Source organism: Streptomyces cyslabdanicus (assembly GCF_052663305.1).
On sequence record NZ_JBQRUW010000043.1, the window covers coordinates 71,577 to 89,298 of the forward strand.

Here is a 17,722-nt window from a genome sequence, read left to right on the forward strand (position 1 = left end):
TCTCGATAGGGGAAGGCGGAGCAGCACTGCCGGGCTTTCCTGCTGCCATTCTGGCGATCCTCACCACGGTGATCCTGTTTCGACAGTGGCCCAACTCTTTGTTTCTGTCCAGAAATTGTCACCGAGGAAGTAGGGGGCGGTCGATCCGAAACCCTTGTCGAACGCGTCCACTGCCGTCCCCGCGAAGAACAACCCTTCGCTGAGCCGGATGGCACCCGAACCTCCCTCGATCGCACCAGCGATCTGTGCAGAATCCGGGAATCGCGATGCCGCCCCGTTGAGATACGCCTTCAGCGGGGCGGCGTCAGAGCCGCCGCCCAGGATGTTCTTCAGTGCGCTCAGCTTCGGCAGGGGCTGCCCGGCCAGGACCTTGGCATCCGCCAGTGCGCCCTTATCCGCGGCCCACATGGCTCGGTTACCCTCGCTCATCACCTTCCGGGCCCATTCCCACTCCTCGCTCCCTTTCACCCCGGTCTTGAGGATCCGTCCGGCCCTAGACATGTCAGGACGCCACTTCAGCCTGGCCGCGTTCCGAGCCGCTTTCCCAAGATTAATCGCCTCCTCCCCACGCATGGCTGACCGCACCCCCTTCTCCGCCAACTTCATACCCTGTCCGGCGAAGCGCCCCAGACCCAGAGTTGCCAGCGCGAAAACGTCCAGTCCCACGTCGATCCAGCTTCCCTCGCCCGCCGCCGCCAAGCCGCCATGCAGAAGCAGGGCAACAATCGTCGCCCCCCACACAATCGAAGTGAGGATGTTCAAGCCGGGGATGAACAGTGAGATGACCGCGCAGGCGGTTGCCACCCAGCACAGGATGTTCGCGATGTCGTTCAGCAGCCGGGAATGGTCGCCCACCCAGTTCTTGAACTTGTCCCAGCCCTTGTCGTGCAACCCGTCCTTGCTGATCGCCCGCTTGATCTTTCCGGCCCAGTGCCCGGCTCTCTCGTCACGGTGGCTGATGGCCTTGTCGAGCTTGCTCCGGGCCGCGCCGAGGTCGTCCTCGGCGCGTGAGAGCGCATGCTGCCTCGCCGTCTCCGCCCTCCGCTCAGCGTCCGTCGGCTCGTTGTCGGACTTCTTGTGCTGCCCATGAGGGGGCTGGTGGGCATCCACCCGCCGCTTCGCCTCCTGGGCGTCCTCCAACGCGGCGTCGGCCTGCTTCTGGCACTCCTGAAGGTCGTCTGCCCAGTGACCGAGATATCCGGAGACATGGCTGTAGCGGTGGTGGGTCTTGCCGAGTTTGCCCGCCAGATCGTCGGCCTTTTCGCGCAACGTGCCGGCGTACTTGCCCTTGAGTGCCTCAGTGTCCCGGCCGATCGCCCTGAGCCGCTCGACCTGCTCACCGATCGTCGTCGCCAGCTTGCCCAGCCGCCGCGACTCGCGGCGCACCTCCTCCACATCCCCGGGAACGGGGTCCTCGCTCGCCAGCGGACTCCAGTCGGTCGGTCGTGCCACCTGTGTTACTCCCCCGGCCCCTTCCGGGCCTTGCTCTTGCCCTTCGTGGACTTCTCCAACTCGCGATCCAGGTCCTTGAACGCCTTGTGGCACTCCTCGGTCAATTCACCAACGCCCTTGATGCCGCCCAGCAACTGCTTGCGGCGGTAGTCCCAGTTGTCCGCGAACGCGTCCATCGCGCTGGTGATATGACTGGATCCCCAGATGCCTCGCAAGTCCTTCTGATGCTTCTCCGTGTGCTCGAACTCGTACTGGATCTTCTTGAGGGCCTTGGCCGACTTCTTCAGCAGGTCGTCATCGACGGTCAGATCAGTCATGGTTCCGACGCGAGCCCTCCTCCAGCGACGTGCACGTTCGTCTTGTTACAGGAACGACGGGGTGCGGTCGGGCGCAACTCGTGCGCCCCACCGCACCCCGGTAACCCAGAGGTCACTTACCCCGCTGGGTCCGTGCCAGTTCCTCGTCCAGGTTCTCGTAGGCTTCCTTGGCCTTCGTCAGGAACTCGGAGAGGCCGTGGAGGCCGTGGATGGTCTTCACGGCGCCCTTGGCGAACTCCTTCATGGAGTCCTCGTAGGCTCCGGAGGCCTTCTGGGTGGTGAAGCCGTTGTCCACCAGCTGCTTGACCCGCTTCTCGATGGACTTGATCTTGTCCTCGAGATGGTCCATGTCCTTGAGAAGGTCGCTCGCGGCCTTCTCCATCTCCGAATAAGTAAGGTCTGCGCCCTTGTTGCCGGCCTTGCCCATGACGGCTCCCTCCCGTTTTGCTGCCGCAGGGACTTCCCCCGTGGCTCTGTGGCGCGGATGCGTCGACCGCATCGGCCGGCAGCCCTCGTCCGGCCGTCCGCATGCGCAAAGATCTTACGGGTGGGGCAAGTGGTGATACAGGGATGTCAGTTGGAGGAACCGTGAACCGGTGCACATCCCGTTGCGCCGGGGAACCGCCGGACGGCTAAGGTCGCTTCGACTGTGTTCTGCGCTCCGGGGGTGGCCCGAGCACTGCGAGGAGGACGAGTGTGCGCCTGAGTCTGACCGTCGTCGATCCGCTCGGCGGCACCAGTGCCGACGTCGTACTCGACGCCGATCCGGAGTCGTCGGTCGGCGACGTCACCCGGGAACTGGCCGAGCACCTCGGGCTCGGCGGCGGAGCGCAGATCATCTCCCTCGCGGGGCACCAGCAGGGGGCCGGGCACGGACCCGGCGGGGCCCCGCAGGCGTACGTCGACGGCTATCCCCTCGATCCCGGTGCCACCGTCGTCGGGTCGCCGCTGCGCGAGGGCGCCGTCGTCAGCCTGCACGATCCCGCGGGCTGCCAGCTCGGAGAGCCCACCGGCATCGTCGAGTTCCGGGTGGCCGGCGGACCCGGGGCCGGGGCCGTGCACCGGCTCGGCGTGGGGCGGTACGACATCGGCAGCGGGACCACCGCGCACCTGCGCATCGACGACCCCGAACTCGCCGGCCGCGCCGCCACCTTGTCCATCGCCATCGACGGCACCTGCGAAGTCACCCTCCGCGGCGAGCACAGCACCGACGCCAAAGACTCAAAAGAGTCGGAAGGGTCCAAGGAATCCAAGGGGTCTAAGGGGTCGAACGGGTCCAAGGGGTCCAAGGGGTCCAAGGGGTCCAAGGACAGTAAAGGCGGCAAGGGCAGTAAGGGCGGTCAGGGCAGTAACAGCGTCTCGGCGGAGAAGCGTCGCGAGGAGAAGGACGGCGTCCGGCTCGACGGTGCGGACTTCGACGGGGGCGACTGGCCGCTCGGCGCGCAGCTCGCGCTCGGCAACAGCCTGCTGGAGATCACCCGTTACAGCCCGCCGAACGCGGCCCTGAAGTGGTCGGACGACGGAGCCGGCCTCGACTACAACCGGCCTCCCCGGCTGCGCCCGGCCGAACGCCAGACGCACTTCGCGCTGCCCGGTCCGCCCGGCGAGTACGAGGCACGCCCGCTGCCGTGGCTGATGGCGTTGACGCCGCTGGTGGGTGCCATCGTCTCGGTCGTGATCTTCGGCCGCTGGTACTACATGATCATGGCTCTGCTGAGCCCGCTGATACTCGTCGCCAACCACTTCATGGACAAGAAGCAGGGGCGCAAGTCCCATGCGAAGCAGGTCAAGGAGTACAAGGAGCACAAGGAGCGGATCGAGGAGGATGCCCGGGAGGCCCTGCGCACGGAGCGGCTCGACCGAAGGAACGCCATCCCCGACCCGGCCGCCGTCCTCACCTTCGCCACCGGCCCCCGTACCCGGCTGTGGGAGCGCCGCCGCACCGACGCCGACCACCTGCTGATCCGTGTCGGCACCGGCCGGGTGCGCTCCGAGGTCGTCCTCGACGACCCCGAGCAGGACGAGCACAAGCGCCAGGTCACCTGGCGCATCGAGGACTCACCGGTCGCGCTGCCGCTGAAGGACCTCGGCGTCGTCGGCATCGCCGGACCCGGTGACTCCGCGCAGGCGCTGGGCAGATGGGCCGTCGCGCAGTCCGCGGTGCTGCACAGCCCCCTGGACGTGCAGTTCTACGTCCTCACCGAGAACGACGCGCACTCCCGCTGGGACTGGGTGCGCTGGCTGCCGCACGCCCGCCCCTCGGGCGGTCAGGACGTCAACGTACTGATAGGGACCGACTCCGAGACCGTCGGTGCCCGCGTGGGTGAGCTGACCCAGTTGCTGGACGCCCGGCAGAAGGCGCTGAAGGAGAAGGGCAGCCGGAGTGACGGGCCGGCCTTCTCCGACCCCGACATCGTCGTGGTCTGGGACGGATCCCGCCGGCTGCGCTCACTGCCCGGGGTGGTGCGGCTGCTGCGCGAGGGGCCGGCCGTCTCCCTGTTCGCGATCTGCCTCGACGAGGAGGAGCGGTTCCTGCCGGGCGAGTGCCAGGCGGTCGTGCTGGCCGAACCGCGCCGTACCGACGACGACACCGGCGTCCCGGCTTCGGCCCCCCAGACTGCCGTTGGCGGCTTCCCCTCCTTCCAGGCCTGGCACCAGACGGCGCAGCCGGGAGAGCAGGCCACCGAGAAGGCCCCCGAACTGCGGCTGCGCGTGGAGCAGACCGCTGCCCGGCGGCGGCGGGATGTGCGGCCCGACTTCGTCTCGCCGGCCTGGTGCGCGCGGGTGTCCCGCTCCCTTTCGTCGCTGCGCGACATCAGCGGCGAGACCGAGGACTCCGCACTGCCGGCCGCCAGCCGGCTGCTCGACGTGCTGCAACTCGAGCCGCCCACGCGGGACGGGATCGCCGCGCGCTGGCGGGCGGGCGGGCAGTCGACGATGGCGGTCATCGGCGAGTCGTACGACGGCCCGTTCGGCATCGACCTGCGGCGCGACGGCCCGCACGGTCTGATCGCCGGTACGACCGGTTCCGGAAAGTCGGAGCTGCTCCAGACCATCGTGGCGGCGCTCGCGGTGGCGAACACGCCCGAGAACATGACGTTCGTGCTCGTCGACTACAAGGGCGGCTCGGCGTTCAAGGACTGTGTGAAGCTGCCGCACACCGTCGGCATGGTCACCGACCTCGACGCGCACCTCGTCGAGCGTGCCCTGGAGTCGCTGGGGGCCGAGCTGAAGCGGCGCGAGCACATCCTCGCCGCCGCCGACGCCAAGGACATCGAGGACTACCAGGACCTGGTGCGCCGGGATCCGTCGCACGCGTCCGTGCCCCGACTGCTCATCGTCATCGACGAGTTCGCGTCCATGGTGCGCGACCTGCCGGACTTCGTCACCGGCCTGGTCAACATCGCCCAGCGCGGCCGCTCCCTCGGCATCCACCTGCTGCTGGCCACGCAGCGGCCCAGCGGTGTGGTCTCCCCCGAGATCCGCGCCAACACCAACCTGCGCATCGCGCTGCGCGTGACCGACGTCGGCGAGTCCACGGACGTCATCGACGCCCCCGAGGCCGGGCACATCTCCAAGAGCACACCGGGCCGTGCGTACGTCCGCCTGGGGCACGCGTCCCTGATCCCCTTCCAGTCCGGCCGCGTCGGCGGACGCCGGCCCGGCGCGGCCGACCCCCAGGCGCTGGCCCCCTGGGCATCCCCGCTGAGCTGGGAGGACCTGGGCCGCGCGGGGCTGCGGAAGCCCAAGTCCGAGGCGCGTGAGGACGACGAGATCACCGACCTGAAGGTGCTGGTGGACGCCGTGCGGGAGGCCAACCAGGTGCTCGGCGTCCCCGCCCAGCACTCCCCCTGGCTGCCCGCCCTGGAGGAGACCCTGCTCCTGGACGACATTCCGGCGGTGCGGGCCCAGGGCGCGCTGCCCGCCGCCCCGTACGGCATGGAGGATCTGCCCGCCGACCAGGCCCGCCGCCCGGTGGCCGTGGACTTCGCCACCTTCGGGCACCTGCTCGTGGGCGGCGCGCCGCGCACCGGCCGCTCGCAGCTGCTGCGCACCATCGCCGGCTCGCTGGCCCGGACGCACTCCTGCGCCGACGTCCACCTGTACGGCATCGACTGCGGCAACGGCGCCCTGAACGCGCTGACCCGGCTGCCGCACTGCGGCGCGGTCGTGGGACGCAACCAGGTGGAGCGAGTCGTACGGCTCTTCACCCGGCTGACCGGCGAGCTCAACCGGCGTCAGGACCTGCTGGCCGAGAAGGGCTTCGCCGACATCGGCGAGCAGCGGGCCGCGGTCGCCGAGGACGAGCGGCTGCCGCACATCGTGCTGCTGCTCGACCGCTGGGAGGGCTGGCTGCCCACGCTGGGCGAGCACGACCACGGGGACCTGACCGACCAGGTCTTCGCGATGATGCGGGAGGGCGCGAGCGTGGGCCTGCACGTGGTGCTCACCGGTGACCGGCAGGTGCTGTCGGGACGGATCTCCTCCCTGACGGAGGACAAGTACGGTCTGCGGCTCGCGGACCGCGGCGACTTCTCGATGCTGGACATCAACGCCCGCAAGGTGCCCGAGGAGATCCCCCCGGGCCGGGCCTTCCGCGCCGAGACCGCCGCGGAGACGCAGTTCGCGCTGCTGTGCGAGGACACCACCGGTCAGGGCCAGTCGGCCGCGCTGATCGCCATCGGCGACGTGGCGGCGGCCCGGGACGCGGACGTGCCGCGCTCCCGGCGGCCGTTCCGGGTGGACGTCCTGCCCAGCCGGATCTCCTTCGCGGACGCCTGGGCGATGCGCGACCCGGCCACGACGTCCTCGCCGCTGTGGGCTCTGGTGGGTGTCGGCGGTGACGAGCTCACCGCGTTCGGGCCCGATCTGGCCGAGGGCGTACCGGCGTTCGTGATCGGCGGTCCGGCCAAGTCGGGCCGCAGCACGGTGCTGATGAACTTCGCGCGGTCCTACCTCGCCCAGGGCGTCCGTCTGGTCGTCGCGGCCCCGCGCCAGTCGCCGTTGCGCGAACTGGAGGGTCAGGAAGGCGTGTTGAAGGTCTTCACCGGCCGCGACATCGACGAGGACGAGCTGGAGGAGGCCGTCGGGCCGGCCACGCCCGAGCAGCCGATCGTCGTCCTGGTCGACGACGCGGAGGTGCTGGACGACTGCGACGCGGAGGACGTCTTCAAGCGCATCGTCGAGCGCGGCGGCGAGGAGGGCCTGGCCGTCGTCATCGCCGGTGACGAGGAGGAGATCTGCGACGGCTTCTCCGGCTGGCAGGTCGACGCGAAGAAGGCCCGCCGCGGCATCCTGCTCTCCCCGCAGGACAGTTCCGCGGGCGACCTGATCGGCATCCGCACGACCCGCAGCATGGTCGGCGACCCGATCGCCCCGGGCAAGGGGATGCTCCACCTGGGCAGCGGTGAGCACATGACCGTGACGACGCCGTTGTAGCGGGCGGCATGAGCGCGGGATCGGCGAGGCCGAGGCGGCGGAAGGCCGCGCCGGCGGCTCTGCGGTACGAACACCACCGGGGGCGGCGGGAGGGAACGCGGACGGGCCGGAGCGACGCGTCGTGCGGTCTCATATGTCTGTTCGTGCTCGTTGTGGTGGCACTCCTCGTGCTGCCGCTCATCGCGTCGTCGGCCTGGGGCCGGCAGGTATGGGGTGGGCTCGCCCCCGCCTGGCCCGGCGGCGGTTACGGTTTCGCCGCCACGGTGGGCGCCACTGTGCCGCTCGCGCCGGCCGCGATGATCGCCCCCTTGATCCGCATCGGGTGGAGCAGGAGCAAGGCAGGCGTGCTCGGCTGGGCGGCCGCCGCGCTGCCGGGACTGGCCTGGTGTGAGGCGAACGTGTTCGTGATCGACGCTAGCTTCCGGCCCAAGTTTCGAAGCGACTGGGACGCTTCCTGCTACGCTCGGGGCGGTTCCTGCTGGGTCAATGTGCACTACCCGTTCATCTGGGCCGTCGGACTGGTCACGACGCTGACCATGTCGGCGGTCCTGGTCGTCCTGATCGTCAAGTACGTGGCCAAGGACGACACAGCAGACTTCGGGAGGGACGACGTCCCTTCCCTCGCCGCTACTTGACCTTGGACAGCCGAGCCCGTGGGTTCCCCTCCGCCGAGCTGTCCGCCGCGTACGTGAGGTCGTCGCCGGCGGGGGTGAGGCGGACCGTGTGCGGGGCGGGGTCGCAACCCGCGTGGTTGGTCTTCGCGCCCCGGGAGACGGTGACCAGCTGGGTGCTCGTCACCTGCTTCAGGGTGAGTACGTCGTCGCAGACGCCGCCGAGCTGGTCCGTCTGCCGGAGGGTGCCCAACTCCTCGCCCACGGCGGCCTGGTGGACGGTCAGCCGGAAGTCGCCGAGGGGCAGGGTGCCGTCGAGTGCGGTGCCCTGGCCCTCCCAGGTGCCGAGGTAGCGGGCGGGGACGGGGGAGGCGGCGGTCGGCCCGGTGGAGCGGTGGTCGCCGCTCGCGGTGGCGGCCGGTGTCGACGCCCCGCCCTCGCCGTCGCCGCGGTCGGCCCGGAACGGGAACAGCCACAGCGAACCGACGGTCACCGCCGCCAGCGCGCCCGCGACCGCGAGGACCACGGTGCAGCTCAGGCGGCGGCCCCGGTCGCCCGCGCCGGGTGCCGCGCCGCCGGTCACGGTGAGGGAGAACCGGCCGGGACCGGAGGCCGGTGCGGTGGTCCCGTGCGGGGGTGCGTTCTCCGGGCCGGAGCGGGTGGGGGGCGGCGCGGCCTCCATGAGAGGTGGCGGGCCGAAGGCGCCGCCGGGTACGGCTTCCGCGGGTTTTGGGGGTTCACCGGCGGCGTCCGCGGCGGTGCCGGGTACCGAGGCCCTGCTGAACCCCAGCGGACCTGACGACGGCTGAGGTGGCGCCTCCGCCGTCGTCGCCGCCGCCTCCAGGTTCAGCAGCGACACGGCGCTGCGGCTGACCTGTTCGACCAGGCGGGGCGGGAGCCAGCCGGCCGCGACCAGGCGGGAGGCGCCCTCGGGGGCGAGGCGGCGGGCCACCTCGCCGGGGCCGGGCCGGACGCCGGGGTCCTTGGCCAGGCAGGCCGCGGCCAGGTCCCGCAGGTCTCCTGCCAGGGTGCCCAGTTCGGGTTCCTCGTGGACGACCTGGTACAGGAGGGCCGCCGAGGAGTCGCCCCGGAACGGGGGCTCGCCCGTCGCGGCGTACACCAGCACCGCGCCCAGGGAGAAGACGTCGGCCGCCCCCGTGACGCCCTTGCCGAGGATCTGCTCGGGCGACATGTAGCCGGGCGAGCCGACCGAGACACCGGTCGAGGTCAGGGAGGCGGTGCCGTCGGTGGCCCGGGCGATGCCGAAGTCGATCAGCAGCGGACCGTCGAGCGTGAGCAGTACGTTGGACGGCTTCACGTCCCGGTGCACCAGGCCCAGTTCGTGCACCGCCGCCAGCGCCTCGGCCAGGCCTGCCCCCAGTACCCGTACGCAGTGCCCGGGCAGCGGGCCGACGTCCGCGACCGCCGCGGCGAGGGAGGGGCCGGCCGCGTAGGCGGTGGCCACCCACGGCACCGGCGCCCCGGGGTCGGCGTCCAGGACCGGTGCGGTCCAGGCGCCGCCCACCCGGCGCGCGGCCTCGACCTCGCGGCGGAACCGGGCGCGGAACTCCCTGTCGAGCGCGAAGTGCGGGTGCACGATCTTCACCGCGACCGTGCGGCCGCCCGCGCTGCGGCCCAGATAGACACGGCCCATGCCGCCGGAGCCCAGCCGGCCGAGCAGCCGGTAGGGACCCACGGTGGCGGGCTCGTCGGCTTCCAGCGGCTGCATGGCGCGTCCCCTCCCCCGTACGCCTCCCAGCAGGGTAGTGCGCTACCGCCGGAGCAGCTCCACCTTCACGTCCGCCGGGAAGCCGGTCGTCGGGCCGACGCGCCGGGCGAACTCGGCCACCGCGGCCACCTGCGGGTCGCCGAAGCTGAAGTCGAGGGTGGTGAAGTACCGCTCCAGGACCTCCTGGTCGAAGGCCTCCCAGCGGGCCGCCTGCTCGGCGGCCTTGCCGACCTCCTCCAGGGACAGGTCGCGGGAGGCCAGGAAGGCCTCGTGCACCTTGCGGGTGATGAGCGGCTCGCGCTCGGCGTAGTCGCGCCGCGCCGCCCAGATCGCGAAGACGAACGGCAGTCCCGTCCACTCCTTCCACAGCTGCCCGAGGTCGTGCACGTCGAGTCCGTAGCGCGGGCCCTCGTGGAGGTTCGCGCGCAGGGCGGCGTCGCCGATGAGCACCGCCGCCTCCGCCTCCTGCATCATCAGGCTCAGGTCGGGCGGGCAGGTGTAGTAGTCGGGGTTCACCCCGTAGCGCTCGGCCAAAAGCAGCTGGGCGAGGCGGACGGAGGTGCGGGAGGTCGACCCGAGGGCGACCCGGGCGCCGTCGAGCCGGTCCAGCGGGACCTGCGAGACGATCACGCACGACATCACCGGGCCGTCGCAGCCGACGGCGATGTCGGGGAAGGCGACCAGCTCGTCCGCGTGCTTGAGGAACTCGACGAGGGTGATCGGCCCGATGTCGAGTTCTCCCCGTACGAGCCGCTCGCTGAGCTTCTCCGGGGTGTCCTTCGTCAGCTCGAGGTCGAGGAGCGTGCCGGTTCTCGCGAGCCCCCAGTACAGAGGCAGGCAGTTGAGGAACTGGATGTGGCCGACGCGCGGCCGGTTGCGAGAATTGTCCACATCGGGAGGCTAGACCCTGCGGGGCGCGCTCCCCCCGCCGCCCCCACCGCCCCGGGGCCCCGATTGGCGCAGTCCCCGCCATCCTTCTGTAAGGCCCTGCCGACCCCCCTGCGTCAACCTCTCACCAGAACCTTCAAACATCCGGGTGAAGTGATCTTGGCCTCTATTGCATTCGGCTGCCCACATGCTAGGCTCGCCAGCAAGTTGCAGTTTGGTTTCCCTTGCAGTACAGAGCCTGCGGAGCATGTGACCGCGGGCTCTGGTCGTTTTCAGACGTATGCAGTTGTGCGGCGATTTCGTTATCACACTTGCAGGTTCTGGAGCAGGGCGACCCTTTGAGCCCATGGGAGGGCTTATGGCTACCGGAACCGTGAAGTGGTTCAACGCCGAAAAGGGCTTTGGTTTCATCGCCCAAGAAGGCGGCGGCCCCGACGTCTTCGTCCACTACTCCGCAATCAACGCGACCGGTTTCCGCTCCCTCGAAGAGAACCAGCAGGTGAGCTTCGACGTCACTCAGGGTCCGAAGGGCCCGCAGGCGGAGAACGTCACCCCGGTCTGAGCGTTCGCGCGCAGTATCCGATCTGAGTGCAGTACCCAAGGAGCCCCGCGCCGTCCGGCGACGGGGCTCCTGCCTTTCCCGGCCGGAGTGTCCGAACCCCGACATACCGCCCGGTGAATTCCCTGCGAACTCTTTCCGGGGCATCGCCGGAATCGGACACTCCGGAAACGAATGCCGCGCCGCTCCCTGGAATGACCGGAGCGAGGCAAAGGCCGCGGCGGCCGTGCGGGGGCCCCGCGGCGGTTCGCCCCCTTGTGGACGCTACGCGTACAGCCCCTCGACCTCCCGCGCGAAGTCGCGCAGGATCGCCTCCCGGCGCAGCTTCATCGTCGGGGTCAGGTGCCCCGCCCGTTCCGTGAAGTCCACGGGCAGGACGGTGAAGCGGCGGATGGACTCGGGACGGGAGACGAGTTCGTTCGCCTCGTCCACGGCGCGTTGCAGGACCGCCGCCAAGTCCGGGTCGTCGACGAGGAGTTCCGCGGGGACGGGATGCCTTCCGTTCATCCGACGCCAGTGGGTGACGCCTTCCATGTCCAGGGTGATCAGGGCGGAGACATAGGGGCGGCGGTCGCCCAGCACCATGCACTGGGAGATCAGCGGGTGGGCGCGGAGCCAGTTCTCCAGGGGGGCGGGGGCGACGTTCTTGCCGCCCGCGGTGATCAGGACCTCCTTCTTGCGGCCCGTGATCGTCAGGTAGCCGTCGTCGTCCAGGCGGCCGATGTCGCCCGTCGGGAACCAGCCGTCGTGCGTCGCCGGCACCACCCCGCCCGCGTGCGGGTTCCAGTAGCCGCGGAGGATCTGGCCGCCGGCCAGCAGTACCTCGCCGTCCGCCGCGATGCGCACCCGTGTGCCGGGCAGCGGCCAGCCGACCGTGCCCAGGCGGGGCTTCTGCGGGGGCGTGACCGTGGCCGCGCCCGTCGACTCGGTCAGGCCGTAGCCCTCGTAGACCTCGACGCCGGCGCCCTCGTAGAACGCGGCCAGGCGGCGACCCAGCGGGGAGCCGCCGCAGATGAGGTAACGCAGGCGGCCACCGAGGGCGGCCCGGATGCGGCGGTAGAGGAGGGCGTCGTAGAAGGCGCGGGCCGTCTTCAGGGCGCGGCTGGGACCGGGGCCGCTGCCGTGCCTGCGGGCCTCGACCGCCTCGCCGTAACGGCAGGCCACCTCGGCCGCGCGGTCGAAGGACACCACCCGGCCGCCGCGCTCGGCGGTGGCGCGCGCGTTGTTGTACACCTTCTCCAGCATGTACGGGATGGCCAGCAGGAACGTCGGCCGGAAGCCCGCCAGGTCCTCCAGCAGGTCCTCCGACTTCAGGCTCGGCGCGTGGCCCAGCCGGACGCCCGCGCGGACGCAGGCCACCGCGACCATGCGGCCGAAGACGTGGGAGAGGGGCAGGAAGAGCAGCGTCGAGGCCTCCTCCGACGTCCTCGCCTTGAAGGCCGGGTAGAGGACCGCGATGGCGTTGTCGACCTCCGCCAGGAAGTTGCCGTGGCTCAGCGCGCAGCCCTTGGGGCGGCCGGTCGTGCCCGAGGTGTAGACGAGGGTGGCGAGCGTGTCGGGCCCGAGGACGCCCCGGCGCACGTCGACCTCCTGGTCCGGGACGCCCGCGCCGCACTCCGCCAGGCGGTCGAGGTGGCCCCTCTCCATGACCCACACGTGGCGCAGGTCCAGCAGGCGCTCGCGCTCCGGGCCGAGGGCCGCGGCCTGCCGGGCCGTCTCCGTCACCAGGACGACCGCGCCGGAGTCCTGGAGGATCGAGCGGGTCTGGAAGACGGAGGACGTCGGATAGACGGGGACCGTGACCAGACCGGCGGCCCAGGCGGCGAAGTCCAGGAGGGTCCACTCGTACCTGGTGCGCGCCATGACCGCGATCCGGTCGCCCGGCGCCAGGCCCTCCGCGATCAGGCCCTTGGCCATCGCCAGCACCTCGCCGGCGAACTGCGCGGCGGTCAGGTGCGTCCAGCCGCCGCCGGTGTCCCGGCGGCTGAGCACCCGGCGCTCGGGGTCCGCGCTCGCGTTCTCGAACGGCAGGTCGGCCAGCGAGCCGTGCGTCACCGGCGCCACCAGCGGCGGGACGTACGCCTCGCGCACCTCGCCGTCCAGTCGGCGGGTCCGCGGTGCCACGAACGCCGGGCCCGCGTCGGGGTCGTAGTCGAACCCCGACGCCGGCGACGGGCCCGGGCCGGGGGACGACGGGGACGGGTACGAGAGGGGCATGGCGGCTCCTGGGACCTGCGGCTGCGCGCCGCTCTGCTGCGGTGATACGCGCCGCGCTCACCGGTCGTTCACCGGGGTGGCGCGCTCTGAGGTGTTACCGCCGGTTGCCAAAGGAATCGTACGGGGCCGGGATGGCGAGTGCGTGCGGGTTCGGGAAGGGTCCGGAGACGGTCCGGGGCCGGGGCCGTGTACTCCCCCGATCTCCCGGTGCCCCCGCCCGACGTAGGATTACCTCCGGTAACCCGTGGTGGGGCAGGGAGGATGACCCCCTGGGGAGAGGGACATGGCCGACCACTTCGCGGGCTTCGCCCGCACCGCGTCCACGCGGGACCTCCGCCTGACGACGGCTCTGGTCCGCGGCGCCCTGCGCTCCCCCTTCAAACGGCCCCGCCCGGACGCCTCCTTCCCCCGCACCCGGCTCGTGTTGCCCTCCGTCCGCGTCGACCTCGCGCGGCTGGCCGCCTACGAGCGGGTGTGCGGCTTCGCGGCCGGCGACGACGCGCTGCCGATCACCTATCCGCACGTACTGGGCTTTCCGGCCGCCATGAGCCTGATGAGCGACGGGCTTCCCGCTGCCGCTGCTCGGACTGGTGCACACCTCGGTCACCCTCATCCGGCACACCGCCCTGTCCGCCACGGACGCCTACGAACTGAGCGTGCACGTCGCCGGGTTGGCTCCGCACCGGCGCGGCACGGAGGCCGCCGTCGTCACCGTGCTCAGGACGGCGGGCGGGGACGTCGTATGGGAGTCGACGAGCACGTACCTGGCCCGCCACCGCACCGACGGGCCCGCACCCGGGCCCGCGCGGCGGGAACACGGACCCCTGCCCGCCGTCGCCGAGTGGTGCCTCGGACCGGACGTGGGGCGGCGCTACGCGGCCGTCTCCGGGGACCGCAATCCGATCCACCTCCACCCGCTCACCGCCCGGCTGTTCGGCTTCCCGCGGGCGATCGCGCACGGCATGTGGACCGTCGCCCGCTGTCTCGCCGCCCACGGCGCCCCCGACGCCGCCCTGGTCCGGGCCCGGTTCGGATCCCCGGTGCTGCTGCCGGGCACGGTCGTCCACGCGGCCGACGCGCTCGGCCACTTCGAGCTGCGCGACACCTCCGGGACGGGGGTCCCCCCGCTCGAGCGACGGCGAGAGTGGGGGAGGGTCCACCTGACGGGCCAGGTGCTTCCACCGCCCGCGTGAGCGCCGTCGGGGGCGTGGTGGCCCTCCTGGACTCCGGCGCGGACCGCCCGGGTCAGCCCACCGGCCGGATCAGAACGTCAGTCAGGACGTCGACCCCTGGGCCTGCTCCTGGGACCGCAGCCGGTCGTCGGCAAGGTCCTCCTGGCCCGCGTTGGCCTCGAAACTCGCCTTCATGCGGTCCACCCGCTCGGCCACCTGCACCGACGCGCGGTCCCGCTCCTTGCGCAGGGCGACGAAGCTGATCGGGGCCGAGAGCACCAGGGCGAGCGTGGCGATCCACAGGCCGTTGGAACCGCCGAGGCCGCGCGGGGCGAGGCCGGAGTAGACGAGGCCCCAAACGACCAAGAGGCAGCCCACGAAGATCCCGAGGCGCATCAGCGTGTAGCGGAGCATCTCAATCCACTCTTCCCGTTCCGAAGGTTCCCAAAGGGGCACCGTCCAGTGAAGCACGCCGAGCGCGGGATCCCGCAGGCGGGTGCCAAGCGCCGGTCAAGCCTCAGGTCAACGGAAGAAGCATGATCACGTCGTCCCGGTCGTCGCCCGGCTCGACGCGGATGGCGCCGGGCACCCGTCCGACCTCCTTGTAGCCGCAGGAGGCGTAGAACCGCTCCAGGCCGAGCCCGCCGCGGCAGGCGAGCCGGACCGCCTCGATGCCCGGGAAGCCGCGGGCCGCGTCCGCGGCGGCCGCCAGCAGGTCCCGTCCGTAGCCCCGACCCTGGTGGCGCGGGTGCACCATCACCGTGTAGAGCCAGAGCCAGTGCGTCATCAGCCGGTGGGTGTTGAAGGTCAGGAAGGCGGTGGCGGCCACCCGCCCCTCCTCGTCGTGGCCGACCAGCAGCCGGGAGCGGCCCTCGGCCAGCACCAGGAACTGCTTGACCAGTTCCGGACGTATCTCCTCCCGCGTCACGGGCGGCAGGAAACCGACCGCTCCGCCGGCGTTCGTGACGTCGGTCCACAGGTCGAGGATGCCGTCGCGCAGGGCCGGGTCGACGGTGGGGTCAAGGGTGAAAGTAAGGGGCATCGAGTGATCGTATCTATTACATCAGGGCGCGCGCAGCCACTTTCAGCTCGGGCTCCACGAGCCTGAGTCCGGCCGCGAGCCAGGGTCCGCACGCCACCGTCTCGCGCAGGCTGGGCGACTTGTGGATACGGCGCTTGCCGGGCGCGGACCGGCTGAACTTGAAGTGCTTGACCGCGTTGGTGACATACGTCCCGCCCGGGTCGATGCCCGCCTCGGCCAGCGCCCGGTCATGGAGCTTCCCCGCGGGCCCGACGAAGGGCCGGCCCCGTCGGTCCTCCTGGTCCCCGGGCTGCTCGCCGACGAACATGACCCTGGCGTCGGTGTCCCCGGCGCCGAACGCGGTCCGGGTGGCGTCCCGGTGCAGCGGGCAGCCCCGGCAGCCCGCGGCCGCCTCGCGCAGGGCGGCCAGGTCCGCGTGCTCGGGCACGAAGGGCGCCGCGGTGCAGGCGTCCTCGGGTGCCTTCGTGGTGGCCATGCCGGGCGGGTACCCGCCCGGCATGGGGCGTCACCGGGTGCGGCGAGCCCGCGGGCTCACACGCGCATCGGCTGCGGCGACTCGCGGCGCGCCGGGTCCGGGCCGTCGTACTCCCGGATGGTCTCGTAGCGCGTGTTGCGCTCCACCGGGCGGAACCCGGCGTCGCGGATCAGGTCCAGCAGGTCCTCGCGGGTCAGCTTGTTCGGGGTGCCGTAGTTGTCCGCGTCATGCGTGATCTTGTACTCGACGACCGAGCCGTCCATGTCGTCCGCGCCGTGCTGGAGCGCGAGTTGGGCGGTCTGCACGCCGTGCATCACCCAGAACACCTTGACGTGCGGGACGTTGTCGAAGAGCAGCCGCGAGACGGCGAAGGTCTTCAGCGCCTCCGCGCCCGTCGCCATGGTGGTACGGGCCTGGAGGCGGTTGCGGACCTTGCCGTCCTGCATGTCGACGAAGTCGTGCTGGTAGCGCAGCGGGATGAAGACCTGGAACCCGCCGGTCTCGTCCTGGAGTTCACGCAGCCGCAGCACGTGGTCCACGCGGTGGCGGGGCTCCTCGATGTGCCCGTAGAGCATGGTGCACGGGGTCTTCAGGCCCTTCTCGTGCGCCAGCCGGTGGATGCGCGACCAGTCCTCCCAGTGGGTGCGGTGGTCGACGATGTGCTGCCGGACCTCCCAGTCGAAGATCTCCGCGCCGCCGCCGGTCAGGGACTCCAGGCCGGCGTCGATCAGCTCGTCGAGGATCTCGGAGGCGGACAGCCCGGAGATCGTCTCGAAGTGGTGGATCTCGGTGGCCGTGAACGCCTTCAGGGACACGTTCGGCAGCGCGGCCTTCAACTCGCGCAGGGAGCGCGGGTAGTAGCGCCACGGCAGGTTCGGGTGCAGGCCGTTGACGATGTGCAGCTCGGTGAGGTTCTCCGACTCCATCGCCTTGGCCAGCTTCACGGCCTCCTCGATGCGCATCGTGTACGCGTCCTTCTCGCCCGGCTTGCGCTGGAAGGAGCAGTACGCGCAGGACGCGGTGCACACGTTCGTCATGTTGAGGTGCCGGTTGACGTTGAAGTGCACCACGTCGCCGTTCTTGCGGGTGCGCACCTCGTGGGCGAGACCGCCGAGCCACGCCAGGTCGTCCGACTCGTACAGCGCGATGCCGTCCTCACGGGTCAGGCGCACACCCGCCCTGACCTTCTCCTCCAGCTCGCGCTTGAGCCCGACGTCCATGCCTCTACCTCTTTCCTGAAGACTGCGACCACCGTACTCCGCCACCTTCCGGGCGAAGGCGCCCCCGAAGGGCGCTCCGCGCGCGGACGATCACACCTGTTCGGGCAGCTCGCCCACCCGGTTCTCCCACTTCGTGGACAGCACGATGGTGGTGCGGGTCCGGGAGACGCCCTTGGTTCCGGACAGCCGACGGATGATGCTCTCCAGTCCGTCGACGTCCGGGGCGCGCACCTTGAGCATGAAGGAGTCGTCGCCGGCGATGAACCAGCAGTCCTCGATCTCGGAAAGGTCCTTCAGCCGCTGCGCCACGTCCTCGTGGTCGGCGGCGTCGGAGAGCGAGATGCCGATCAGGGCGGTGACGCCGAGACCGAGCGAGGCGGAGTCCACCGTGGCGCGGTAGCCGGTGATGACGCCGGCCGCCTCCAGCCGGTTGATGCGGTCGGTGACACTCGGTCCCGACAGGCCGACGAGGCGTCCCAACTCCGCATAGGAGGCCCGGCCGTTCTCCCTCAGGGCCTGGATGAGCTGCCTGTCCACCGCGTCCATGCGATCGAAGCCTTCCACTGAAGAGATCCGACGAGAGATCTGAAGAAAGTTCCTG

The 17,722-nt window shown here is 71.0% G+C and carries 13 protein-coding genes and 2 pseudogenes; 4 read left to right on the forward strand and 11 right to left on the reverse strand.

The annotated features are described in order from the left end of the window. Positions 1-60 precede the first annotated feature (60 nt). The 3 genes from ACTYVM_RS25860 to ACTYVM_RS25870 form a co-directional block, all read right to left on the reverse strand. Positions 61-1,452 (reverse strand): putative T7SS-secreted protein, encoded by a 1,392-nt coding sequence (locus ACTYVM_RS25860; RefSeq protein ID WP_445528261.1) that lies wholly within the window; start codon positions 1,450-1,452, stop codon positions 61-63. A 5-nt stretch (positions 1,453-1,457) separates the two neighbouring features. Continuing rightward, entirely contained in the window at positions 1,458-1,769 is a 312-nt protein-coding gene (locus ACTYVM_RS25865) for a hypothetical protein (protein ID WP_445528262.1), read from the reverse strand. Positions 1,770-1,881: 112 nt separating this feature from the next. Next, positions 1,882-2,196: a WXG100 family type VII secretion target gene (locus tag ACTYVM_RS25870; protein ID WP_445528263.1), complete on the reverse strand. Its 315-nt coding sequence runs from the start codon at positions 2,194-2,196 to the stop codon at positions 1,882-1,884. 269 nt (positions 2,197-2,465) lie between these two features. On the opposite strand from ACTYVM_RS25870, the gene ACTYVM_RS25875 reads away from it, so the two are divergent. Together ACTYVM_RS25875 and ACTYVM_RS25880 are read left to right on the forward strand one after the other, a co-directional pair. Then, on the forward strand, positions 2,466-7,208 hold the full coding sequence (locus ACTYVM_RS25875) for an FtsK/SpoIIIE domain-containing protein (RefSeq protein ID WP_445528264.1): 4,743 nt from the start codon (positions 2,466-2,468) through the stop codon (positions 7,206-7,208). A 143-nt stretch (positions 7,209-7,351) separates the two neighbouring features. Beyond that, the gene (locus ACTYVM_RS25880; protein ID WP_445528265.1) at positions 7,352-7,843 is read left to right on the forward strand and encodes a hypothetical protein; all 492 of its coding nucleotides are present in this window, start codon (positions 7,352-7,354) and stop codon (positions 7,841-7,843) included. On the opposite strand, the gene ACTYVM_RS25885 is transcribed toward ACTYVM_RS25880, so the two are convergent. Then, positions 7,836-9,548 (reverse strand): serine/threonine-protein kinase, encoded by a 1,713-nt coding sequence (locus ACTYVM_RS25885; protein WP_445528266.1) that lies wholly within the window; start codon positions 9,546-9,548, stop codon positions 7,836-7,838. The genes ACTYVM_RS25880 and ACTYVM_RS25885 overlap by 8 nt on opposite strands. Positions 9,549-9,590: 42 nt before the next feature. After that, complete coding sequence (locus ACTYVM_RS25890) at positions 9,591-10,439, reverse strand: menaquinone biosynthetic enzyme MqnA/MqnD family protein (protein ID WP_445528267.1); 849 nt, start codon at positions 10,437-10,439, stop codon at positions 9,591-9,593. Positions 10,440-10,794: 355 nt separating this feature from the next. Here ACTYVM_RS25890 and ACTYVM_RS25895 point away from each other — a divergent pair, with 355 nt between their 5' ends. After that, on the forward strand, positions 10,795-10,998 hold the full coding sequence (locus ACTYVM_RS25895) for a cold-shock protein (protein ID WP_004984723.1): 204 nt from the start codon (positions 10,795-10,797) through the stop codon (positions 10,996-10,998). 261 nt (positions 10,999-11,259) lie between these two features. On the opposite strand, the gene ACTYVM_RS25900 is transcribed toward ACTYVM_RS25895, so the two are convergent. Then, positions 11,260-13,212: an AMP-dependent synthetase/ligase gene (locus ACTYVM_RS25900; protein WP_445528268.1), complete on the reverse strand. Its 1,953-nt coding sequence runs from the start codon at positions 13,210-13,212 to the stop codon at positions 11,260-11,262. A gap of 283 nt (positions 13,213-13,495) precedes the next feature. Here ACTYVM_RS25900 and ACTYVM_RS25905 point away from each other — a divergent pair. Continuing rightward, positions 13,496-14,405: pseudogene (locus ACTYVM_RS25905) on the forward strand (MaoC family dehydratase). An 81-nt stretch (positions 14,406-14,486) separates the two neighbouring features. Here the strand turns inward: ACTYVM_RS25905 and ACTYVM_RS25910 are convergent. From ACTYVM_RS25910 to ACTYVM_RS25930, 5 genes and pseudogenes are all read right to left on the reverse strand, one after another. Beyond that, positions 14,487-14,798 (reverse strand): DUF4229 domain-containing protein, encoded by a 312-nt coding sequence (locus ACTYVM_RS25910; RefSeq protein ID WP_445528269.1) that lies wholly within the window; start codon positions 14,796-14,798, stop codon positions 14,487-14,489. Positions 14,799-14,901: 103 nt separating this feature from the next. Further along, positions 14,902-15,426, reverse strand: coding sequence for a GNAT family N-acetyltransferase (locus ACTYVM_RS25915; protein WP_445528270.1), 525 nt, complete (start codon positions 15,424-15,426; stop codon positions 14,902-14,904). A 25-nt stretch (positions 15,427-15,451) separates the two neighbouring features. After that, positions 15,452-15,901: pseudogene (locus ACTYVM_RS25920) on the reverse strand (uracil-DNA glycosylase family protein); the annotation flags it as partial. A 56-nt stretch (positions 15,902-15,957) separates the two neighbouring features. Next, on the reverse strand, positions 15,958-17,121 hold the full coding sequence (gene mqnE, locus ACTYVM_RS25925; RefSeq protein WP_445528271.1) for an aminofutalosine synthase MqnE: 1,164 nt from the start codon (positions 17,119-17,121) through the stop codon (positions 15,958-15,960). A gap of 90 nt (positions 17,122-17,211) precedes the next feature. Then, the gene (locus tag ACTYVM_RS25930) at positions 17,212-17,667 is read right to left on the reverse strand and encodes an Lrp/AsnC family transcriptional regulator (RefSeq protein WP_400033315.1); all 456 of its coding nucleotides are present in this window, start codon (positions 17,665-17,667) and stop codon (positions 17,212-17,214) included. Positions 17,668-17,722: the final 55 nt, after the last annotated feature.

Bases quoted from the DNA above. Each gene is read 5' to 3' on its own strand.
- ACTYVM_RS25930 (WP_400033315.1), bottom strand. From the start codon at position 17,667: ATGGACGCGGTGGACAGGCAGCTCATCCAGGCCCTGAGGGAGAACGGC.
- ACTYVM_RS25895 (WP_004984723.1), top strand. From the start codon at position 10,795: ATGGCTACCGGAACCGTGAAGTGGTTCAACGCCGAAAAGGGCTTTGGT.
- ACTYVM_RS25900 (WP_445528268.1), bottom strand. From the start codon at position 13,212: ATGCCCCTCTCGTACCCGTCCCCGTCGTCCCCCGGCCCGGGCCCGTCG.
- ACTYVM_RS25915 (WP_445528270.1), bottom strand. From the start codon at position 15,426: ATGCCCCTTACTTTCACCCTTGACCCCACCGTCGACCCGGCCCTGCGC.
- ACTYVM_RS25910 (WP_445528269.1), bottom strand. From the start codon at position 14,798: ATGCTCCGCTACACGCTGATGCGCCTCGGGATCTTCGTGGGCTGCCTC.
- ACTYVM_RS25885 (WP_445528266.1), bottom strand. From the start codon at position 9,548: ATGCAGCCGCTGGAAGCCGACGAGCCCGCCACCGTGGGTCCCTACCGG.
- ACTYVM_RS25870 (WP_445528263.1), bottom strand. From the start codon at position 2,196: ATGGGCAAGGCCGGCAACAAGGGCGCAGACCTTACTTATTCGGAGATG.
- mqnE (WP_445528271.1), bottom strand. From the start codon at position 17,121: ATGGACGTCGGGCTCAAGCGCGAGCTGGAGGAGAAGGTCAGGGCGGGT.
- ACTYVM_RS25865 (WP_445528262.1), bottom strand. From the start codon at position 1,769: ATGACTGATCTGACCGTCGATGACGACCTGCTGAAGAAGTCGGCCAAG.